The organism is Streptomyces sp. SID14436, from assembly GCF_010548465.1.
Lineage (GTDB): Bacteria > Actinomycetota > Actinomycetes > Streptomycetales > Streptomycetaceae > Streptomyces.
Map to the genome: position 1 here is coordinate 1 of NZ_JAAGMD010000480.1, position 19181 is coordinate 19181.

Here is a 19181-nt window from a genome sequence, read left to right on the forward strand (position 1 = left end):
CGGCGCCCCGGCTGACCTGCTCAACCAGCGGGCCGGGCAGCCACCCGCCCGCCACCAGCCGGGCCGCGCCGTCCGGAGCGAGCCGCCGGGCCACCTCGGCCGGGGAGGGGCGGGCGGCCGGGTCCTTGGCCAGGCACGCCTCCGTCAGGGCCCGCACGTCACCGTCCAGGCCGCCGAGTTCGGGCGGTTCGTGGACCACCTTGTAGAGCAGCGCGGCGGAGGAGTCGCCGGGGAAGGGGGAGGCGCCGGTCGCCGCGTAGGCGAGGACCGCGCCCAGGGAGAACACGTCGGCCGCGCCCGTGACGCCCTTGCCGAGGATCTGCTCGGGCGCCATGTAGCCGGGCGAGCCGATCGAGACGCCGGTCGAGGTGAGGGAGGCCGTGCCGTCCGTCGCCCGGGCGATGCCGAAATCGATGAGCAGCGGGCCGTCGAGGGTGAGGAGCACGTTCGACGGCTTCACGTCGCGGTGCACCAGGCCCAGTTCGTGCACCGCCGTCAGCGCCTCGGCCAGCCCGGCGCCGAGCGCCCGGACCGTGGCGTCGGGCAGGGCGCCGTCCTCCGTCACGGCCGCGGCGAGGGAGGGTCCGGCCGCGTAGGCCGTGGCGACCCACGGCACCCGGGCGTCGGGGTCCGCGTCCAGGACGGGGGCCGTCCAGGCGCCGCCGACCCGGCGCGCGGCCTCGACCTCGCGCCGGAACCGGGCCCGGAACTCCTCGTCGAGCGCGAAGTGCGGGTGCACGATCTTCACCGCGACCGTGCGCCCGCCGGCGCTGCGGCCCAGGTAGACCCGGCCCATGCCGCCGGAGCCGAGCCGGCCGAGCAGCCGGTAGGGCCCCACCACCGTGGGTTCGTCGACGTCGAGCGGCCGCATGGCGTCCACCCCCTCCCCCGTCACGCCTGGTGCGCCGGAACCCTCAGCAGGGTAGTGGGCGGCCGTCCGCCGCTCACGGGTGCAGCAGGTCGACCTTCACGTCCGCCGGGAAGCCGGTCGTCGGGCCCACCCGGCGGGCGAACTCCGCGACCGCCGCCAGCTGCGGGGTGCCGAAGCTGAAGTCGAGCGTGGTGAAGTACTGCGCCAGGGTCTCCTCGTCGAAGTCCTCCCAGCGGGCGGCCTGCTCGGCGACCTTGCCGACCTCCTCCAGGGAGAGGTTGCGGGAGGAGAGGAACGCCTCGTGCACCTTGCGGGTGATGACCGGCTCGCGCTCCAGGTAGTCGCGGCGCGCCGCCCAGACCGCGAAGACGAACGGCAGCCCCGTCCACTCCTTCCACAGCCGCCCCAGGTCGTGCACGTCGAGCCCGTAGCGGGGCGCGTCGAGCATGTTGGCGCGCAGGGCCGCGTCGCCGATCAGGACGGCCGCCTCGGCCTCCTGCATCATCAGGCTCAGGTCGGGCGGGCAGGTGTAGTAGTCGGGCCGGACGCCGTAGCGCTCGGCGAGCAGGAGCTGCGCCAGGCGTACGGAGGTCCGCGAGGTCGACCCGAGCGCGACCCGGGCCCCGTCCAGCCGGTCCAGGGGGACCTGCGAGACGATCACGCAGGACATCACCGGGCCGTCGCAGCCGACGGCGATGTCGGGGAAGGCGACCAGCTGGTCGGCGTGCTTGAGGAACTCGACCAGGGTGATCGGCCCGATGTCGAGTTCGCCCTGCACCAGCTTCTCGCTGAGCTTCTCCGGGGTGTCCTTCGTCAGCTCGAAGTCGAGGAGTGTGCCCGTTCTCGCCAGCCCCCAGTACAGGGGCAGGCAGTTCAGGAACTGGATGTGGCCGACGCGCGGCCGGGTGCGAGGATTGTCCACATCGCGAGGCTAGCCCCCGCCCGTGACGGGCGGACCGGCCGCCCCGCCCGTCACCGGAAGACCCCGGCGGGAAAGGCTCCGCGGACGGGCCCCCGGGGGGCGTGACGGGAGTGCCAGAGGGGGCATTCAAACATTCGGGTGACGTGATCTTGACCTCTATTGCGCTGGGGCGCCCCCGTGCTAGGCTCGTCGCAAGTTGCAGTTTGGTTTCCCTTGCAGTACAGAGCCTGCGGAGCATGTGACCGCGGGCTCTCGTCGTTCTCAGACGTATGCAGTTGTGCGGAATTGGTCTTCACACTTGCTGGTTCTGGAGCAGGGCAACCCTTTGAGCCCAAGGAGGGCTTATGGCTACCGGAACCGTGAAGTGGTTCAACGCCGAAAAGGGCTTTGGTTTCATCGCCCAGGAAGGCGGCGGCCCCGACGTCTTCGTCCACTACTCCGCGATCAACGCGACCGGCTTCCGGTCCCTTGAGGAGAACCAGCAGGTCACCTTCGACGTCACGCAGGGCCCGAAGGGCCCGCAGGCGGAGAACGTCACCCCGGCCTGACCCGATCCTCCGATCCGGGAACGACTAGCAGTACCCAAGGAGCCCCGCGCCGTCCGGCGACGGGGCTCCTGCCTTTCCGCATTCCCCCCGGCCCTTCCCCGCCGCTACCGCCCGGGTCCGGCCCGCCGTCCCCGCCCGTCACCCGTACGGCCTCTTCCGCCGGGTGAATTCCCGGCACGTTCTTCCGTTCCCGGGCCCTCCGTCCGGAGGAATTCCCGGCGCCGGCCCGTCGTACGGCGGAGTGCTCCTGCCACCCGGCCGGCCGTCACGCGTACAGCGCCTCCACCTCGTCCGCGAAGTCCCGCATGATCGCCTCGCGCCGCAGCTTCATCGACGGCGTGAGATGTCCGGCCGCCTCCGTGAAGTCCACGGGAAGAACGGCGAAACGGCGGATGGATTCGGGGCGGGAGAGCATCCTGTTGGCCTCGTCGACGGCGCGCTGGAGGATCGCGAGCAGTTCCGCGTCGTCGGCCAGCAGCTCCGGCGGTACCGGGTGCCTGCCGTTCATGCGCCGCCAGTGGGTGATGCCGTCCGGGTCCAGGGTGATCAGGGCCGTGACGTAGGGGCGGGCGTCGCCGAGGACCATGACCTGGGAGATCAGCGGGTGGGAGCGCAGCCAGTCCTCCAGCGGGGCCGGGGCCACGCTCTTGCCGCCCGCGGTGATCAGCAGCTCCTTCTTGCGGCCGGTGATGGTCAGGTAGCCCTCGTCGTCGAGCTGCCCGATGTCCCCGGTGGCGAGCCAGCCGCCGGGCGCGGCGGGGACGACTCCCCCGGCCCGGGGGTCCCAGTAGCCGCGCAGCACGTGCTCCCCCGCGACGAGGACCTCGCCGTCGGCCGCGATGCGCACCCGGGTGCCCGGCAGCGGCCGGCCCACGGTGCCCAGGCGGGGCCGGTCGGGGGGCGTGATGGTGGTGGCGGCGGTGGTCTCCGTCAGGCCGTAGCCCTCGAAGACGTCGATGCCCGCGCCCGCGTAGAAGGCGCCGAGGCGGCGGCCGAGCGGGGAGCCCCCGCTGATGGCGTAGCGGACCCGGCCGCCCATGGCGTTGCGCAGCTTGCGGTAGACCAGCGGGTCGTAGAAGGCGCGGGCGGCCTTCAGTGCGCGGGACGGGCCGGGCCCCCGGCCGGTCTGCCGGGCGTCGACCGCCTCGCCGTAGCGGCGGGCCACGGACGCCGCGCGGTCGAAGGTGGACACGCGTCCGCCCGCCTCCGCGCGGGCCCGGGCGGAGTTGAAGACCTTCTCCAGCATGTAGGGGATGGTCAGCAGGCAGGTGGGCCGGAAGGCGGCCAGGTCCGGGAGCAGGTCCTCCGGCTTCAGGCTGGGCGCGTGCCCGAGACGCACCCGGGCCCGCACGCACGCGACAGCCACCATGCGCCCGAAGATGTGCGACATCGGCAGGAAGAGGAGGACGGACGCCTCCTCGCTGGTCCGGGCCCGGAAGACCGGGTAGAGCAGTTCGATCGCGTTGTCGACCTCGGCGAAGAAGTTGCCGTGGGTGAGGGCGCAGCCCTTGGGGCGGCCCGTGGTGCCCGAGGTGTAGACGAGCGTGGCGAGGGTGTCCGGGCCGAGCACGCCCCGGCGCACCTCCACCTCCTGGTCCGGCAGGTGTGCGCCGGCCTCCGCCAGCCGCTCCACGTGGCCCTTCTCCACGATCCACACGTGCCGCAGGTCGGGCAGGTGGGCGAACTCCGGGCCGAGGGCGGCGGCCTGCTCGGCGCTCTCGGTGATCAGGGCGACCGCGCCGGAGTCGTGCAGGATCCAGCGGGCCTGGTACGGCGAGGAGGTGGGGTAGACGGGCACGGTGACCAGTCCGGCCGCCCAGGCCGCGAAGTCCAGGACCGTCCACTCGTAGATCGTCCGGGCCATGACGGCGACCCGGTCGCCCGGCATCAGGCCCTCGGCGATCAGGCCCCGGGCGACCGCCTGCACCTGGTCGGCGAAGCCGGCGGCCGTCACGTCCGACCAGTCGCCGTCCGCCGACCGGCGGCTGAGGACCACCTCGTCCGGTGCCGCGTACGCGTTGTCGTAGGGCAGGTCGGCGAGCGAGCCGTGGCGCACGGGCTGGGCGAGCGGCGGCACCGACGCCTCGCGGACCACGCCGTCGAGGCGACGGGTCTCGGTCTCGGCCGGGGCGGGGGCGCCGTGCGCGTCACCGGGGGCGGGAGAGAAGGACGCAGGGGACACGGGGCGGCTCCAGGGGCGTGCAGTGGGGAACTGCGTGCTGCCACGACGTACGGGCCTCGCACGCCGAGGCGCTCAGCGGCGGCGCGCGAGGAAGGGGCGCGGCCACCGGTCGGATCGGGATCGTACGGCTCGGACGTGACGGGTTCGTGCGGGTTCCGGGACGGTCCGGGGCCGGGGGTGTGCAGTCTCGGGGGTTACCTGAGGGTGGCTCACGTCCGCCCGGCCGGACGGGCCGCGGGCCCGGTCAGAGGCGTTCCAGGACGGCCGTCACCCCCTGGCCGCCGGCCGCGCAGACGGAGATCAGGCCCCGGCCCGGCGCGTCCCGCTCGGCGAGCAGCTTGGCCAGGGTGGCCACGATGCGGGCGCCCGTGGCGGCGAAGGGGTGGCCGGTGGCGAGGGACGATCCGGCCACGTTGAGCCGGGCGCGGTCGACCGGGCCGAGGCCCCGCTTCTCCCAGGCCGCCAGGGTCGCCAGCACCTGGGAGGCGAACGCCTCGTGGACCTCGATCAGGTCGAAGTCGTCCAGGCCCAGCCCGGCACGCTCCAGCATCCGCGGGACCGCGTGCGCGGGGGCCATCAGCAGGCCGTCCTCGCCGCCCGCCACATCACCCGCGGCGAAGTCCACGGCCTCGGTCCGGTACGTGGTCAGGTACGCCAGCGGGGTCAGGCCGCGCGCCTCGGCCCACTCCTCGCTCGCCAGCAGCACCAGGGCGGCGCCGTCGGTGAGCGGGGTGGAGTTGCCCGCCGTCATGGTCGGGGCGGGGCCGTCGAGACCGAAGACGGGCTTGAGCCGCGCGAGGCTCTCCACGGTCGAGCCGGGGCGCAGGTTCTGGTCGCGGTCCAGCCCGCGGAAGGGCACCACCAGGTCAGAGAAGAAGCCGCGTTCGTACGCCGCCGCCAGCCGCTGGTGGCTGGCCGCCGCCAGTTCGTCCTGGGCCTCCCGGGTGACGCCCCACGCCCGCGCGGTCACGGCGGCGTGCTCGCCCATCGACAGGCCGGTGCGCGGCTCGGCGTTGCGCGGGATGTCGGGCACCAGGTGACGGGGGCGCACCCGGGCGAGGGCCTTCAGCCGGGCACCGGCCGAGCGGGCCCGGCGGGCGGCCAGCAGCACCCGGCGCAGCTCGTCGTTGACGCCGAGCGGCGCGTCGCTCGCCGTGTCGGCGCCGCCCGCGATCGCCGCCTCGGTCTGCCCCAGGGCGATCTTGTTGGCGGCGGCGATCACGGCCTGCAGCCCGGTGCCGCACGCCTGCTGGATGTCGTATGCGGGGGTGCGGGCGTCCAGCCGGGAGCCGAGGACGCTCTCGCGGGCGAGGTTGAAGTCGCGGCTGTGCTTGAGGACGGCGCCGGCGACCAGTTCGTCCACCGCGCCCGGTCCCTCCAGGCCGTACCGCCCGACCAGGTCGTCGAGGACGGCGGTGAGCATCTCCTGGTTGGAGGCGGTGGCGTAGGGGCCGTCGGAGCGGGCGAACGGGACGCGGCTGCCGGCGACGACCGCGACGCGCCGCACCGCGGTCGCCCGGTCCGGCTTCTGGGGACTCATCTCGACCTGCTCCTCACCCGTGACCTAGGATAACCTCCGGTAACCTTACTCCAGAGTAAGCACGGGGCGGCCCCCTGGCGAGCCCCCATGAACCCGCTGGGAGTCGCACATGGCCGACCGCTACCTGAGCTTCACCGGCACCGCCCCCGGCCGCTTCCTCACCCGCCGCCTCGGCCTCCCCCGGCCCGCCGCCCTCACCCGCCACACCCCCGGCGGGCCCGGCCTCGACGGCGGCCTGCTCCACCTCACCGCGGGCACCTCCGCCCTCGACCTCGCCCCCGTCCTCGCCCGCACCGGACTCGGCACCGACGACGACGGACACCCCGCCGCCGTCGTCCTGGACGCCACCGGAATACGGGACGTCGACGCCCTCACCGACGTGCACGCCGCCCTGCACCCCGTCGTCCGCTCCGTCACCACGAGCGGACGCATCGTCGTCCTCGGCACACCCCCGGACCCCGACGACCACCACCAGGCAGCCGCCCAACAGGCGTTGGAGGGCCTCACCCGCTCCCTCGGCAAGGAGACCGGCCGGGGCAGGACCGTCAACCTCGTCCGCCTCGCCGGAACCGCCGCCGCCGCCGAATCCACCCTGCGCTTCCTGCTCTCCCCCAAGTCCGCCTACGTCAGCGGCCAGGTCATCGACATCGGCACCGCCCCGGACACCACCCCCGGCCCCGGCACCGACGAACAGCCGCTGACCGGACGCACCGCCCTGGTCACCGGCGCCGCCCGCGGCATCGGCGAGGCCGTCGCCGAAACCCTCGCCCGCGACGGCGCCCACGTCGTCGTGCTCGACGTCCCGCAGGCCGAACAGGACGCCGCCCGCCTCGCCGAACGCCTGGGCGGCACCCCGCTCACCCTCGACATCACCGCCGCCCACGCCGGCCGCCGCATCCTCGAAGCCCTCCCCGACGGCCTCGACATCCTCGTCCACAACGCCGGCATCACCCGGGACCGCCGCCTCGCCAACATGCCCGCCGACCGCTGGACCCCCGTCCTCGACGTCAACCTGGCGAGCGTGCTGCGCACCACCGACACCCTGCTCGACGCCGGAGCCCTGCGGCCCGGCGGACGCATCGTGGCGACCTCCTCCATCGCCGGCATCGCCGGCAACGCGGGCCAGACCAACTACGGCGCCGCCAAGGCCGGCATCATCGGCCTCGTCCGCTCCCTGGCCCCCCGCGCGCTCGCCGCCCACGGCGTCACCGTCAACGCCGTCGCACCCGGCTTCATCGAGACCAGGATGACCGCCGCCGTCCCCCTCTTCATCCGCGAGGCCGGACGCCGCATGAACTCCCTCGCCCAGGGCGGCCTCCCGGCCGACGTCGCCGAGACCACCGCCTGGCTCGCCCACCCCGGCTCCGGCGCCGTCAACGGCCAGATCGTCCGCGTCTGCGGCCAGAGCCTGCTCGGAGCGTGACCACCATGACCTCCGCCCCCGGCACCCCCGCCCGCGTCCTCGCCGGCTCCCCCGCCCTCACCCCCCTGCTGCTGCGCGGTGCCCTGCTCTCCCCCTTCAAACGCCCCCGCCCCGACGCCGCCTTCCCGCCCACCCGGCTCGTCCTGCCCGGCCTGCGCGTGGACCTCGCCCGGCTGGCCGCCTACGAACGGGTCTGCGGCTTCCCCGTCGGCGCCGACCACCTGCCCGTCACCTACCCCCACGTCCTGGGCTTCCCCACCGCCATGCGGCTGATGAGCGGGCGCGCCTTCCCCCTGCCGCTGCTCGGGCTCGTCCACACCTCGATCCGCATCACCCGGCACCACCCCGTGCCCGCCACCGCCGCACACGAACTCACCGTGTACGTCGAGGAACTGCTGCCGCACCGCCGCGGCACCGAGGCCGCCGTCGTCACCGAACTCCGCACCGACGGGGCCCTCACCTGGGAGTCACGCAGCACCTACCTCGCCCGGCACGCCGTCCCCGACGGCACCCGCCCGGCGCCGCACCCCCGCCCGGCGGACGACGACCACGCGGAACTGCCCGCCCTCGACACCTGGCACCTGCCCGCCGGCCTCGGCCGCCGCTACGGCGCCGCCTCCGGCGACCGCAACCCCATCCACCTGCACCCGCTCACCGCCCGCCCGTTCGGCTTCCCCCGCGCCATCGCCCACGGCATGTGGACCGCCGCCCGCTGCCTCGCCGCCCAACCGCTCCCCGGAGCGGCCGCCGTACGGGCGGACTTCCGCGCACCGGTCCCGCTGCCCGGCACGGTGACCCACGCGTCCGACGGCAGCCGCTTCGCCCTGCGCGGCCCCGACGGCCGGCTTCACCTCACCGGCGACGTCCGCCCCGCCTGACGGGGACCGCCCTCGTCCCCGTCCCCCGCGTCGCCGCCCTCCTCCTCGGGCGGCGACCACACGGCACCCGTCATCAGGTTGCCCAGCCCGGCCCACGCGAAGTTCATCAGCGTCGCCGCCGCCTGCCGGGCCGTCGCCCCCGGGGTGGCGTTCGCCCAGTCGGCCAGCGACTCGGCCGCACCGACCAGGGCCTCCGCCAGCCCCGACACCTCCCGCTCCGGCAGATCCGGATCCCGGTGCGCCTCCCGCGCGGCGGCCAGAATCAGCTGCGTCACGAACGCCACGATCTCCGCCCGCATCGCCGCCACCTCGGCGGCGAACACCTCACCGTGCGTGCGGGCCTGCAGATGCAGCACGGCCCAGCCGTCCGGGTGCCGCGCGGTGTGCGCGAAGAAGGCCGTCAGCCCCGACCACAACTGCCGGTCCGCGGGCAGGCCCGGACGCGCACCGGCCCGCACCGCCTCGGTGAGCGCCTGCGCCTCGCGCCGGATGCAGGCGGTGAACAGGTCCTCCTTGGAGTTCAGGTACAGATAGACCAACGGCTTGGACACACCCGCCAGTTCGGCGATCTCGTCCATCGACGCGGCCATGTACCCCCGCTGGCCGAAGGTCCGCACGGCGGCGTCCAGCATCTGCTGTTCACGGACCGCACGCGGCATCCGCTTGGTCTTCACGGCACCCATGCGGATTAGCGTACGGGTCCCCCGCCCCGGCTCCGTCCGGCACCGGGGCGTCCCGGACACGCCCGTGCCCGCGGGCCCCCTCGTCGGGGAGCCCGCGGGCACGGACCGGGAGCGGGCGCGGCGCGCCGGCGGTCAGGCCGGGACCGGCACCTGCCGGGACGCGTCGGCCGGCGTGTCCTCGTCCACCGGGGACGAGTGGACCGAGTCGTAGGCGTCGCGGTCCAGCAGGCCCTCGCGGGCGGAGACGAGGACCGGTACCAGCGCTTGGCCGGCCACGTTCGTGGCCGTGCGGATCATGTCCAGGATCGGGTCGATCGCGAGGAGCAGGCCGACGCCCTCCATCGGCAGGCCGAGGGTGGACAGCGTGAGCGTCAGCATGACGGTCGCGCCGGTCAGGCCCGCCGTGGCGGCGGAGCCGACCACCGAGACGAAAGCGATCAGCAGGTAGTCGCCGACGCCGAGCGGGACGTCGAAGATCTGCGCGACGAAGATCGCGGCGATGGCCGGGTAGATCGCGGCGCAGCCGTCCATCTTCGTGGTCGCGCCGAACGGCACGGCGAAGGACGCGTACTCGCGGGGCACGCCCAGGCGCTCGGTGACCTTCTGGGTGAGCGGCATGGTGCCCACGGAGGAGCGGGAGACGAAGGCCAGCTGGATGGCGGGCCAGGCGCCCTTGAAGAACTGCAGCGGGTTGATCTTCGCGACGCCGGCGAGCAGGGCGGGGTAGACGCCGAACATCACGATGAGGCAGCCGATGTAGATGTCGGCGGTGAAGGTCGCGTACTGGCCGATCAGGTCCCAGCCGTAGGTGGCGATGGCGTTGCCGATGAGGCCGGCGGTGCCGATCGGGGCGAGGCGGATGACCCACCACAGGGCCTTCTGGAGCAGCGTGAGGACCGACTCGCTGAGGGTGAGGATGGGCTCCGCCTTCTCGCCGAGCTGGAGGGCGGCGATGCCGGCGACGGCGGCCATGAAGACGATCTGGAGCACGTTCAGTTCGGTGAACGGCGTGATGACGTCGGTGGGGACGATGCCGGTGAGGAAGTCGATCCAGGAGCCGGTCTTCTCGGGCTTCGCCCCGTCGGCGGGGGTCAGGCCGGTGCCCGCGCCCGGGTTGGTGACCAGGCCGATGACGAGGCCGATGGCCACCGCGATCAGCGACGTGATCATGAACCAGAGGAGGGTGCGGGACGCCAGGCGGGCCGCGTTGTTGACCTTCCGCAGGTTGGTGATGGACACCAGGATCGCGAAGAAGACCAGGGGGGCGACGGCCAGCTTCAGCAGGCCGATGAAGGTGCCGCCGACCTTCTCGAGGGTGGTGACCAGCCAGGAGACGTCCTGGCTGCGGGCGAGCCAGCCCAGCAGGACGCCGAGGACGAGGCCGGCGAGTATCTGGGCCCAGAACGGCGCCTTGAAGGGCAGCCGGAAGGACTTCGTGTTCGTGGACACGGACATGCTCCGATGGGGGGACGCGGTGGGGGAAGAGGACGTGGAACCGGTGAGGCGGAACGTCAGGGTCGACAGTTCGCGGTGGTCACCCGGCAGAGGTCCACGTGCAGGCGCGCCACGAGCGGAACTCTCCGGGGCGTGGGGAACACGGCTGCTGACTTCACCCGGAGACCGTAACACCTGAACTTTGAGAGTCCCAAAGCCTCACTTTGAGAGGCGGGGGGCGCATGCTGACCACACAACGCAAAGCGCCCCGGTGCCCAGGCGATTCGGAGACCGGGGCGCGGCGGGGCGGCGGCCCGCCTGTGACGGACGTAACGCGTCCGGCGGGGGCGGGAGTCGGTGCGGGGCGGGTCAGGAGGTCTGTGCGCGGCCCTCGCTGCGGGCGGCGTCGTCGGCCACGTCCTCCTGGTTGCGGTTGGCCTCCAGGTTGGCCTTGACCCGGTCGACCTTGCGCACGATGCCCTCGGAGGCGATGTCGCGCTGCTTGCGCAGGGCGACGAAGCTGATCGGGGCGGAGAGCACCATGGCGAGCAGGATGATCCACAGGCCGTTGGAGTCGCCCAGGCCGCGCGGGGCGAGGCCCGAGTAGACGAGGCCCCAGACGACCACGAGGCAGCCCACGAAGATCCCGAGGCGCATCAGTGTGTAGCGGAGCATCAGATCCACTCTTCCGTGTCGGACGGCCGGAACGTCCCTTTATGGAACGTCCTCCAGTGAAGCACGGGCCGCGGGGGATCTTGCACGGGGGTGGGCGGGCCGGCGCTCAGGTGAGGGGCAGCAGCATGATGACGTCGTCCCGGTCGTCGTCCGGGCCGACCCGGATCGCGCCGGGGACGCGGCCGACCTCCTTGTAACCGCAGGAGGCGTAGAAGCGCTCCAGGCCCAGGCCGCCGCGGCAGGTGAGGCGGACGGCCTCGATGCCGTCGATGCCGCGGGCGGCGCGCTCGGCGGCGGCCATGAGGTCGCGGCCGTAGCCCTTGCCCTGGTGGCGGGGGTGGACCATCACGGTGTACAGCCACAGCCAGTGGGTCATCAGGCGGTGGCTGTTGAGGGTGAGGAAGGCCGTGGCGGCCACCCGGCCGTCCTCGTCGTGCCCGACGAGCAGCCGGGAGCGTTCCTCCGCCATGGCCACGAACTGGCGGACCAGTTCGGGCCGGATCCGCTCCCGGTCCACGGGCGGCACGAAGCCGACGGCCCCGCCCGCGTTCGTCACGTCGGCCCACAGGTCGAGGATGCCGTCGCGCAGGGCGGGGGTGACCGGGGGGTCGAGGGTGAAGGTAAGTGGCATGTGGCGATGGTAGCCCTTACCTCGGGGGGTTCGCGGGGGTCACCCGGGTGCGCCGGGTGCGGGTGCGTGCGGGGCTGAGGTCGTTTGCGCAGTTCCCCGCGCCCCTGAAGAACGGCCTCGCCGTGAGGGCCGGGCATCCGGGCCGGGTGCGGGTGCGTGCGGGGCCGAGGTCCCTTGCGCAGTTCCCCGCGCCCCTGAAGAACGGCCTCGCCGTGAGGGCCGGGCATCCGGGCCGGGTGCGGGTGCGTGCGGGGCCGAGGTCCCTTGCGCAGTTCCCCGCGCCCCTGAAGAACGGCCTCGCCGTAAGGGGCCGGACATCCGGGCCGGGTGCGGGTGCGTTTGGGCCGAGGTCCTTGCGCAGTTCCCCGCGCCCCTGAGGTGGGGTGGGGTGGTCCTTGGCTTGTGAGGGGGGCGAGGGCCGGGGGTCCAGGGGGCGGGAGCCCCCTGGACGGGGTCACCGGGGGCGGCGGCTCAGACTCGCATCGGCTGCGGGGATTCGCGGCGGGCCGGGTCGGGGCCGTCGTACTCGCGGATGATCTCGTAGCGGGTGTTCCGCTCCACCGGGCGGAACCCCGCGTCCCGGATCAGCTCCAGCAGGTCCTCCCGCGTCAGCTTGTCCGGCGTGCCGAAGTTGTCCGCGTCGTGCGTGATCTTGTACTCGACGACCGAGCCGTCCATGTCGTCCGCTCCGTGCTGCAGGGCGAGCTGGGCGGTGTTGACGCCGTGCATCACCCAGAAGACCTTGACGTGCGGCACGTTGTCGAACAGCAGCCGGGACACCGCGAAGGTCTTCAGCGCCTCCGCGCCGGTGGCCATCGAGGTGCGCGCCTGGAGCCGGTTGCGGACCTTGCCGTCCTTCATGTCGACGAAGTCGTGCTGGTAGCGCAGCGGGATGAAGACCTGGAAGCCGCCGGTCTCGTCCTGGAGTTCACGCAGCCGCAGCACGTGGTCGACGCGGTGGCGCGGTTCCTCGATGTGGCCGTAGAGCATGGTGCACGGGGTCTTCAGGCCCTTCTCGTGCGCCAGCCGGTGGATGCGGGACCAGTCCTCCCAGTGGGTGCGGTGGTCCACGATGTGCTGCCGGACCTCCCAGTCGAAGATCTCCGCGCCACCGCCGGTGAGGGACTCCAGCCCGGCGTCGATCAGCTCGTCGAGGATCTCCGAGGCGGACAGGCCCGAGATGGTCTCGAAGTGGTGGATCTCCGTGGCGGTGAAGGCCTTCAGCGACACGTGCGGCAGCGCCGCCTTCAGCTCCCGCAGGGAGCGCGGGTAGTAGCGCCAGGGCAGGTTGGGGTGGAGGCCGTTGACGATGTGCAGTTCGGTGAGGTTGTCGCCCTCCATCTCCTTGGCGAGCTTGACCGCCTCCTCGATGCGCATCGTGTAGGCGTCCTTCTCGCCCGGCTTGCGCTGGAAGGAGCAGTAGGCGCAGGAGGCGGTGCACACGTTCGTCATGTTGAGGTGCCGGTTGACGTTGAAGTGCACGACGTCGCCGTTCAGCTTCGTCCGCACCTCGTGCGCCAGGCCGCCCAGCCAGGCCAGGTCGTCCGACTCGTACAGCGCGATGCCGTCCTCGCGGGTGAGGCGGACTCCCGCCCTCACCTTCTCCTCCAGCTCACGCTTGAGCCCGACGTCCATGCCGACACCTCTCTCCTGAGACAACTCCGACCAACCGTACGCCCCCGCCCGCCGGGCGTCGGGGGACCCCCGCAGGGGGCTGCGCGCCCCCGGCTACGCCTCTTCCTCGGGCAGTTCGCCGACGCGGTTCTCCCACTTCGTGGAGAGCACGATGGTGGTGCGGGTGCGGGAGACGCCGTTGGTGCCGGACAGCCGGCGGATGATCCGTTCCAGACCGTCCACGTCGGCCGCCCGCACCTTGATCATGAAGGAGTCGTCCCCGGCGATGAACCAGCAGTCCTCGATCTCCTGGAGGTCCTTCAGGCGCTGCGCCACGTCCTCGTGGTCGGCTGCGTCGGAGAGCGAGATGCCGATCAGGGCGGTGACGCCGAGGCCGAGCGAGGCGGAGTTCACGGTGGCGCGGTAGCCGGTGATGACGCCGGCCGCCTCCAGCCGGTTGATGCGGTCGGTGACGCTGGGTCCCGACAGGCCGACGAGACGCCCCAGCTCCGCGTAGGAGGCCCGGCCGTTCTCTCTCAGGGCCTGGATGAGCTGCCTGTCCACCGCGTCCATGCGATCGAAGCCTTCCGATGAGGTCGAGAAGTTGTGGAGGTTCCTGAGAAGGGGTGGGGGGAGGGTCGGCGGGAGGGCGCCGGCCGCCGGGCGGGGCGGGGTGCGGTCAGTGCGTCCGGGAGCCCCCGCCGAGTTCGCCCTCCCAGCGGCGGTAGAGCCGGTGCTCGACGTCCACGGCGTCCAAGACGCGTCCGGCGACGAAGTCCACCAGGTCCTGGATGTGGGTCGCGCCCGCGTAGAACGCCGGCGAGGCCGGGAGCACGGTCGCGCCCGCGTCGTCCAGGGCGACCAGCTGACGCAGCGTCGGGCCGCCCAGCGGGGTCTCCCGTACGGCCACGACCAGGGGGCGCCCCTCCTTCAGGGTCACGCTCGCCGCCCGCTGGAGCAGGTCCTTGGACAGGCCGAGCGCCACCCCGGCCACGCAGGCCGTGGAGGCGGGCACGATGAGCATGCCCTTGCTCGGGTACGACCCCGAGGACGGCCCCGCCGCGAGGTCGCCGGCGGGCCAGTACCGCACGTCGTCGAGGTCCACGGCGAACGTGTCCGGCTTGCCGTCCGCCCCACGGGACAGCCATTGCCGCAGGTCGTCGCGCCAGTGGGCGTCCCGGAAGGAGACGCCGGTCTCGTCCAGCAGGGTGAGCCGCGAGGCCCGGCTGACGACGAGGTCGACGCTCTCCCCGGCCTGGAGGAGCGCACGCAGAACAGCGGCCGCATAAGGCGTGCCGGAGGCCCCGGACACCCCCACGATCCAAGGTGTGCGCGTCGTCTCTCCTGGCTTGAGATGGTTCACGACACCGAGCCTATCCGGCGGCGCGGCGGGGGAACCGCCCAAGGGGGCCCGTGCGTTCTCGGGACGGGAGCGGGTACGGCGATCGGGCGGGGGGGTGACCATGTCCGGGACGGTCAGGCAGTGGTCCAGGGGCGAGCGGGCGAGGACGGCCGCCGTGGTGATGGTGGCCTGGGTGGCGCTGCTGTGGCTGCTGGAGGTGGTCGACGCGGCGTCGGGGCACCGGCTGGACGGCTTCGGCGTCCGCCCGCGCAGCGCGGGCGAGCTGGTCGACGTGGTGCCCAGTGCCTTCGTCCACTTCGGCTTCGGGCACGTCGCCTCCAACAGCGTGCCGCTGCTGGTGCTCGGTTTCCTCGCGGCCCTCGGCGGCCTGCGCCGGTTCGCCGCCGTGTGCGCGCTGATCATCGTGTGCGACGGTCTGGGCGTCTGGCTGATCGCCCCGGCCGGCACCAACACGGCGGGCGCGTCCGGGGTCGTCTTCGGCCTCTTCGGCTTCCTGGTGTGCAGCGGCTTCGTCGAGCGCCGCCCACTGGGCGTCGTGGTCGGGGTGCTGGTGGCGGCGGTCTGGGGCGGTTCCGTCCTCGCGGGCATCGCCCCCGGCCAGAGCGGGGTCAGCTGGCAGGGCCACCTCATAGGTCTGCTGGCGGGTGTGGCCTCGGCGTTCCTGTTCCGGCGCCGGCCAGGGCGCGGGCTCGGGGCCGCCGTCTGACACCGCCGTCCGCCCGGCGCCCCGGTCCGGGCGGGACAGCCGGGGCGGGCTACGGGGTGAGGCCGCGCACCAGCAGGTCCAGCAGCGCGCACACGAACAGGGCGATCCCGATGAAGCCGTTGACGCTGAAGAACGCCCGGTTCAGGCGGGTCAGGTCGTGGGGGCGCACGATGGTGTGCTCGTAGACGAAGGCGCCGGCGACGATCAGCAGGCCCAGCCAGAAGAACAGCCCGGCGCCGGTGAGGACCGCGTACCAGGCGAAGAGGGCGGTCGTCACGACATGGCAGGCGCGGGCGCCCCGGATGGCGGCCGGGATGCCGAAGCGCGCCGGCACCGACCGCACGCCGATCTCGCGGTCGGCGTCGACGTCCTGGCAGGCGTAGATCAGGTCGAAGCCGCCGATCCAGATGCCGACCGCGAGGCCCAGGACGACCGCCTCCCAGGACCAGGAACCGGTGACGGCCAGCCAGCCTCCGATGGGGCCCATCGCCTGGGCGATCCCCAGGATGGCCTGCGGGAAGTCGGTGAACCGCTTCCCGTACGGATAGACCACCATGGGGACGATCGCGACGGGCGCCAGCGCCAGGCACAGCGGGTTCAGCAGGGCCGCCGCGCCCAGGAACACCGCCAGCGCGATGAGCGCGCCCGTCCAGGCGTGCTTGACGGACATCGCGCCGGTGACCAGTTCGCGCTGGGCGGTGCGGGGATTGCGGGCGTCGATCTCGCGGTCGATGATCCGGTTGGCGGCCATCGCGAAGGTGCGCAGGCCCACCATCGCGAGGGTGACCAGCAGCAGGCGGCCCCAGTGGATGTTCGCGTCCCACTCGTACATCGCCGTCAGGGCGGCGATGTAGGCGAAGGGCAGCGCGAACACCGAGTGCTCGATCATGACCAGGCGCAGGAACGCCCGGGTGCGCCCCGGTTGCCGTGGCAGTGCGGCGGAGGCCGAGGTCACAGTCCGTACTCCTTCCAGCGGCGGTCCACCTTGGCGGCGGTCTCGGGGTCGGACTCGACCATGTCGGGCCAGCCCCCGTCGCGCGTGTACCCCTCCTCGGGCCATTTCTTCGTCGCGTCGATGCCCGCCTTGCCGCCCCAGAACTGCTGGTACGAGGCGTGGTCGAGGTGGTCGACGGGGCCCTCGACGAGGCTGAGGTCGCGGGCGTAGTCGGTGTTGCCGAGGGCCCGCCAGGCGACCTCGTGCAGGTCGTGCACGTCGCAGTCGGCGTCGACGACCACGATCAGCTTGGTCAGCGACATCATGTGGGCGCCCCAGACGGCGTGCATGACCTTCTGCGCGTGCTTGGGGTACTTCTTGTCGATCGAGATGATCGCGCAGTTGTGGAAGCCGCCGGCCTCGGGCAGGTGGTAGTCCACGATGTCCGGGATGATGATCTTCAGCAGGGGGAGGAAGAAGCGCTCCGTGGCGCGGCCCAGCGGCCCGTCCTCCGTCGGCGGGCGGCCGACGACGATGGACTGCAGCAGCGGACGCTTGCGCATCGTCACGCAGTCGATCGTCAGTGCGGGGAACGGTTCCTGCGGGGTGTAGAAGCCGGTGTGGTCGCCGAAGGGCCCCTCGGGGAGCATCTCCCCCGGCTCCAGCCAGCCCTCGATGACGACCTCCGCCTGCGCGGGCACCTGGAGCGGGACCGTCTTGCAGTCGACCATCTCGATCCGCTTGCCCTGGAGGAAGCCCGCGAACAGGTACTCGTCGATGTCGCCGGGCAGCGGCGCTGTGGAGGCGTAGGTGACGGCCGGCGGGCAGCCGAAGGCGATGGCGACGGGCAGCCGCTCACCCCGCCGGGCGGCCACCTGGTAGTGGTTGCGGCTGTCCTTGTGGATCTGCCAGTGCATGCCGATGGTGCGCTTGTCGTGGCGCTGCAGCCGGTACAGGCCGAGGTTGCGGATGCCCGTCTCGGGGTCCTTGGTGTGGGTGAGCCCGAGGTTGAAGAAGGAGCCGCCGTCCTTGGGCCAGGTGAACAGGGCGGGGAGCTGGTCCAGGTCCACGTCGTCGCCGGTGAGGACGACCTCGTGCACCGGCGCGTCGCCGGACTTCACCTTCTTCGGCGGGACGTGCGTCATCGCGCCCAGCTTGCCGAACGCCTCGCGCACGCCGACGAAGCCCTGCGGCAGCTCCGGCTTGAGCAGCCCGCCGATCTTGTCGCTGATCTCGCTGTACGACTTCAGACCGAGCGCCTTGAGCAGCCGCCGGTCGGTGCCGTACACGTTCATCGCGAGCGGCATGCTGGAGCCGCGCACGTTCTCGAAGAGGAGGGCGGGACCGCCGGCCTTCTGCACCCGGTCGACGATCTCACCGACCTCCAGATGCGGGTCGACCTCTGCCTTGATCCGCTTGAGGTCGCCCTCGCGCTCCAGCGCCCTGAGCAGGGAACGAAGATCGTCGTAAGCCATGGGGTCAAGTATCCCCGAGCGGTTACCCTGGCCCTGTACCTGGGGGCTGTGCCGATGTCCCCACGACCCCTTCTCTGGAGAGGCCCATGCTCCGGGTGCTGATGTTCCTCGTCCCGCTGGCTCTGAGCGTCTACGCGTTCATCGACTGCATCAGCACGAAGGACGAGGACATCCGTCACATGCCCAAGCCGCTGTGGGCGATCCTCGTGCTGCTGTTCCCGCTGGTCGGGTCCATCTCGTGGATCCTCGCCGGGAAGAAGCGGCACCCCGCGGGCACGCCCGGCGCGGCCGGTTCCCCCTGGAGCCTCGGCGGCGGTGGCCGCCGGCAGTGGGTGGCCCCGGACGACAACCCGGAGTTCCTGAAGTCCCTCAACGAGGACAAGCCGGCGAAGGACCGCGACGAGGACGGCGACAAGGGCAAGCAGGACCGCGGCGACTGACCCCGCCGTCCGGGACGGGCCCACGCCTCCCCCGGCCCCCCTGCGCTCCCCGCCCGGACCGGGCGGGCCCCGCAGCGACTCCCTGCCCCTGACCACGGTGCCGGGCCCCGGAAGGGCCCGGCCCTTCTTCTCTGCCGGTGGCGGTCCTGGCTGACGGGGTGTCGGATCCGGCAGGCTGGGCCGCACGACGCGGTGGCGGCGGGGGGAGCCGGAATGGGACGGATGCCTGTCTTCCGGTGGGTGGTGGTGCTCGGGCTGCTGCTGGTCACGGTGTCGTTCGGCGTGTGGTGGGCGACCCCGGGCTTCCCCGAACTGAAGCAGGTCGACCTGACCGTGCTGCGGGAGGAACCGGACGGGACCTGCGAGGTGCGGTGGTCCGACCCGTTCGCCTCCGGCACGCGTGAGGGCTCCTACCTCTGCGATCCCGAGCGGGACCCGGTGCTGAAGGCCCCCGCGTACCGGCCGGGTACGGACCTCGCCTGGGACACGGGTTTCGTGGTCGCCGAGGGGCCGGACCGGGGCGAGTTGTACTCGCTGGAGCAGGACGACGGCAGCCGGGCGACCGTCGTGTCCGACGTGCTGGTCACAGCCGGGGTGCTGCTCACGCTGGTCGGCGCCATGGGCGGCACCGTCCGGTCGGCCACCCGGACGAGCGGCGTGCGCGCGGGCGTCCTGCACCGCGCGGAACGCGATGTCCTGCGCCGCGCGGAACGGCTCCGGGAGGCGGCCGAGCAGGTCTCCGGGGACCACGAGCGGGCCGTGCGGGCGGTCCGGGACGCGTGGGAGCCCCTGCACCGGGAGGCCGTGCGGGAGCGGCTGGGCCGGATGCCGGCCGTCCCGTCGCGGTGGGCGGCCGGCCTGC

General features: G+C 72.9%; 18 protein-coding genes and 1 pseudogene. 6 read left to right on the plus strand and 13 right to left on the minus strand.

From position 1 onward, the window contains the following. Both G3I53_RS16485 and G3I53_RS16490 read right to left on the minus strand, forming a co-directional pair. Positions 1-871 (minus strand): serine/threonine-protein kinase (locus G3I53_RS16485; protein WP_164438484.1); only part of this gene is annotated, 871 nt, incomplete at its 3' end. A 73-nt stretch (positions 872-944) separates the two neighbouring features. Then, positions 945-1793 (minus strand): menaquinone biosynthesis protein, encoded by an 849-nt coding sequence (locus G3I53_RS16490; protein WP_164335468.1) that lies wholly within the window; start codon positions 1791-1793, stop codon positions 945-947. Positions 1794-2137: 344 nt separating this feature from the next. On the opposite strand from G3I53_RS16490, the gene G3I53_RS16495 reads away from it, so the two are divergent. Continuing rightward, positions 2138-2341 carry a cold-shock protein gene (locus G3I53_RS16495; protein WP_006133199.1) on the plus strand — a complete coding sequence of 68 codons (204 nt, stop codon included), beginning with the start codon at positions 2138-2140 and terminating at the stop codon, positions 2339-2341. Positions 2342-2606: 265 nt separating this feature from the next. Here G3I53_RS16495 and G3I53_RS16500 read toward each other — a convergent pair whose 3' ends face one another. Together G3I53_RS16500 and G3I53_RS16505 are read right to left on the minus strand one after the other, a co-directional pair. Beyond that, on the minus strand, positions 2607-4523 hold the full coding sequence (locus tag G3I53_RS16500; protein WP_164335470.1) for a long-chain fatty acid--CoA ligase: 1917 nt from the start codon (positions 4521-4523) through the stop codon (positions 2607-2609). A 244-nt stretch (positions 4524-4767) separates the two neighbouring features. Further along, on the minus strand, positions 4768-6063 hold the full coding sequence (locus G3I53_RS16505) for an acetyl-CoA C-acetyltransferase (RefSeq protein ID WP_164438485.1): 1296 nt from the start codon (positions 6061-6063) through the stop codon (positions 4768-4770). A gap of 109 nt (positions 6064-6172) precedes the next feature. On the opposite strand from G3I53_RS16505, the gene G3I53_RS16510 reads away from it, so the two are divergent. Both G3I53_RS16510 and G3I53_RS16515 read left to right on the plus strand, forming a co-directional pair. Further along, positions 6173-7486 carry a 3-oxoacyl-ACP reductase gene (locus tag G3I53_RS16510; RefSeq protein WP_164334707.1) on the plus strand — a complete coding sequence of 438 codons (1314 nt, stop codon included), beginning with the start codon at positions 6173-6175 and terminating at the stop codon, positions 7484-7486. A 5-nt stretch (positions 7487-7491) separates the two neighbouring features. Beyond that, the gene (locus G3I53_RS16515) at positions 7492-8364 is read left to right on the plus strand and encodes a MaoC/PaaZ C-terminal domain-containing protein (protein WP_164438486.1); all 873 of its coding nucleotides are present in this window, start codon (positions 7492-7494) and stop codon (positions 8362-8364) included. Here the strand turns inward: G3I53_RS16515 and G3I53_RS16520 are convergent. From G3I53_RS16520 to G3I53_RS16550, 7 genes are all read right to left on the minus strand, one after another. Then, positions 8334-9047, minus strand: a complete 714-nt coding sequence (locus G3I53_RS16520; RefSeq protein ID WP_164338534.1) for a TetR/AcrR family transcriptional regulator — start codon at positions 9045-9047, stop codon at positions 8334-8336. The two genes, G3I53_RS16515 and G3I53_RS16520, sit on opposite strands and share 31 nt — an antisense overlap. A gap of 132 nt (positions 9048-9179) precedes the next feature. Next, positions 9180-10502, minus strand: a complete 1323-nt coding sequence (locus G3I53_RS16525) for a dicarboxylate/amino acid:cation symporter (RefSeq protein WP_164338535.1) — start codon at positions 10500-10502, stop codon at positions 9180-9182. A gap of 348 nt (positions 10503-10850) precedes the next feature. Continuing rightward, positions 10851-11156, minus strand: coding sequence for a DUF4229 domain-containing protein (locus G3I53_RS16530; RefSeq protein WP_164338536.1), 306 nt, complete (start codon positions 11154-11156; stop codon positions 10851-10853). Between the two features lie 106 nt (positions 11157-11262). After that, the gene (locus G3I53_RS16535; protein WP_164338537.1) at positions 11263-11787 is read right to left on the minus strand and encodes a GNAT family N-acetyltransferase; all 525 of its coding nucleotides are present in this window, start codon (positions 11785-11787) and stop codon (positions 11263-11265) included. Positions 11788-12258: 471 nt separating this feature from the next. After that, complete coding sequence (gene mqnE / locus G3I53_RS16540) at positions 12259-13422, minus strand: aminofutalosine synthase MqnE (protein ID WP_164338538.1); 1164 nt, start codon at positions 13420-13422, stop codon at positions 12259-12261. A gap of 93 nt (positions 13423-13515) precedes the next feature. Next, complete coding sequence (locus G3I53_RS16545; protein WP_164338539.1) at positions 13516-13974, minus strand: Lrp/AsnC family transcriptional regulator; 459 nt, start codon at positions 13972-13974, stop codon at positions 13516-13518. Positions 13975-14080: 106 nt separating this feature from the next. Then, a complete protein-coding gene (locus tag G3I53_RS16550; RefSeq protein WP_205077338.1) occupies positions 14081-14764 on the minus strand; it encodes a flavoprotein in 684 nt (227 codons plus the stop codon). Between the two features lie 100 nt (positions 14765-14864). Between G3I53_RS16550 and G3I53_RS16555 the strand changes: the two genes are divergently transcribed. Then, entirely contained in the window at positions 14865-15470 is a 606-nt protein-coding gene (locus G3I53_RS16555) for a rhomboid family intramembrane serine protease (protein WP_164338540.1), read from the plus strand. A 49-nt stretch (positions 15471-15519) separates the two neighbouring features. On the opposite strand, the gene mqnP is transcribed toward G3I53_RS16555, so the two are convergent. Together mqnP and G3I53_RS16565 are read right to left on the minus strand one after the other, a co-directional pair. Beyond that, positions 15520-16425 (minus strand): menaquinone biosynthesis prenyltransferase MqnP, encoded by a 906-nt coding sequence (gene mqnP, locus G3I53_RS16560; protein WP_164338541.1) that lies wholly within the window; start codon positions 16423-16425, stop codon positions 15520-15522. Further along, positions 16422-17879, minus strand: a complete 1458-nt coding sequence (locus G3I53_RS16565; protein ID WP_164338542.1) for a menaquinone biosynthesis decarboxylase — start codon at positions 17877-17879, stop codon at positions 16422-16424. The genes mqnP and G3I53_RS16565 overlap by 4 nt, the downstream gene beginning before the upstream one ends. An 86-nt stretch (positions 17880-17965) precedes the next feature. Here G3I53_RS16565 and G3I53_RS16570 point away from each other — a divergent pair, with 86 nt between their 5' ends. Further along, positions 17966-18319 (plus strand): PLD nuclease N-terminal domain-containing protein, encoded by a 354-nt coding sequence (locus G3I53_RS16570; protein WP_164338543.1) that lies wholly within the window; start codon positions 17966-17968, stop codon positions 18317-18319. A 213-nt stretch (positions 18320-18532) separates the two neighbouring features. Then, positions 18533-19181 (plus strand): annotated as a pseudogene (locus G3I53_RS16575) (hypothetical protein); the annotation flags it as partial.

What these genes read in the sequence shown, in the direction of transcription:
- G3I53_RS16495 (WP_006133199.1), top strand. Translation starts at nt 2,138, where the DNA reads ATGGCTACCGGAACCGTGAAGTGGTTCAACGCCGAAAAGGGCTTTGGT.
- G3I53_RS16505 (WP_164438485.1), bottom strand. Translation starts at nt 6,063, where the DNA reads ATGAGTCCCCAGAAGCCGGACCGGGCGACCGCGGTGCGGCGCGTCGCG.
- G3I53_RS16510 (WP_164334707.1), top strand. Translation starts at nt 6,173, where the DNA reads ATGGCCGACCGCTACCTGAGCTTCACCGGCACCGCCCCCGGCCGCTTC.
- G3I53_RS16515 (WP_164438486.1), top strand. Translation starts at nt 7,492, where the DNA reads ATGACCTCCGCCCCCGGCACCCCCGCCCGCGTCCTCGCCGGCTCCCCC.
- G3I53_RS16520 (WP_164338534.1), bottom strand. Translation starts at nt 9,047, where the DNA reads ATGGGTGCCGTGAAGACCAAGCGGATGCCGCGTGCGGTCCGTGAACAG.
- G3I53_RS16525 (WP_164338535.1), bottom strand. Translation starts at nt 10,502, where the DNA reads ATGTCCGTGTCCACGAACACGAAGTCCTTCCGGCTGCCCTTCAAGGCG.
- G3I53_RS16530 (WP_164338536.1), bottom strand. Translation starts at nt 11,156, where the DNA reads ATGCTCCGCTACACACTGATGCGCCTCGGGATCTTCGTGGGCTGCCTC.
- G3I53_RS16535 (WP_164338537.1), bottom strand. Translation starts at nt 11,787, where the DNA reads ATGCCACTTACCTTCACCCTCGACCCCCCGGTCACCCCCGCCCTGCGC.
- mqnE (WP_164338538.1), bottom strand. Translation starts at nt 13,422, where the DNA reads ATGGACGTCGGGCTCAAGCGTGAGCTGGAGGAGAAGGTGAGGGCGGGA.
- G3I53_RS16545 (WP_164338539.1), bottom strand. Translation starts at nt 13,974, where the DNA reads ATGGACGCGGTGGACAGGCAGCTCATCCAGGCCCTGAGAGAGAACGGC.
- G3I53_RS16555 (WP_164338540.1), top strand. Translation starts at nt 14,865, where the DNA reads ATGTCCGGGACGGTCAGGCAGTGGTCCAGGGGCGAGCGGGCGAGGACG.
- G3I53_RS16565 (WP_164338542.1), bottom strand. Translation starts at nt 17,879, where the DNA reads ATGGCTTACGACGATCTTCGTTCCCTGCTCAGGGCGCTGGAGCGCGAG.
- G3I53_RS16570 (WP_164338543.1), top strand. Translation starts at nt 17,966, where the DNA reads ATGCTCCGGGTGCTGATGTTCCTCGTCCCGCTGGCTCTGAGCGTCTAC.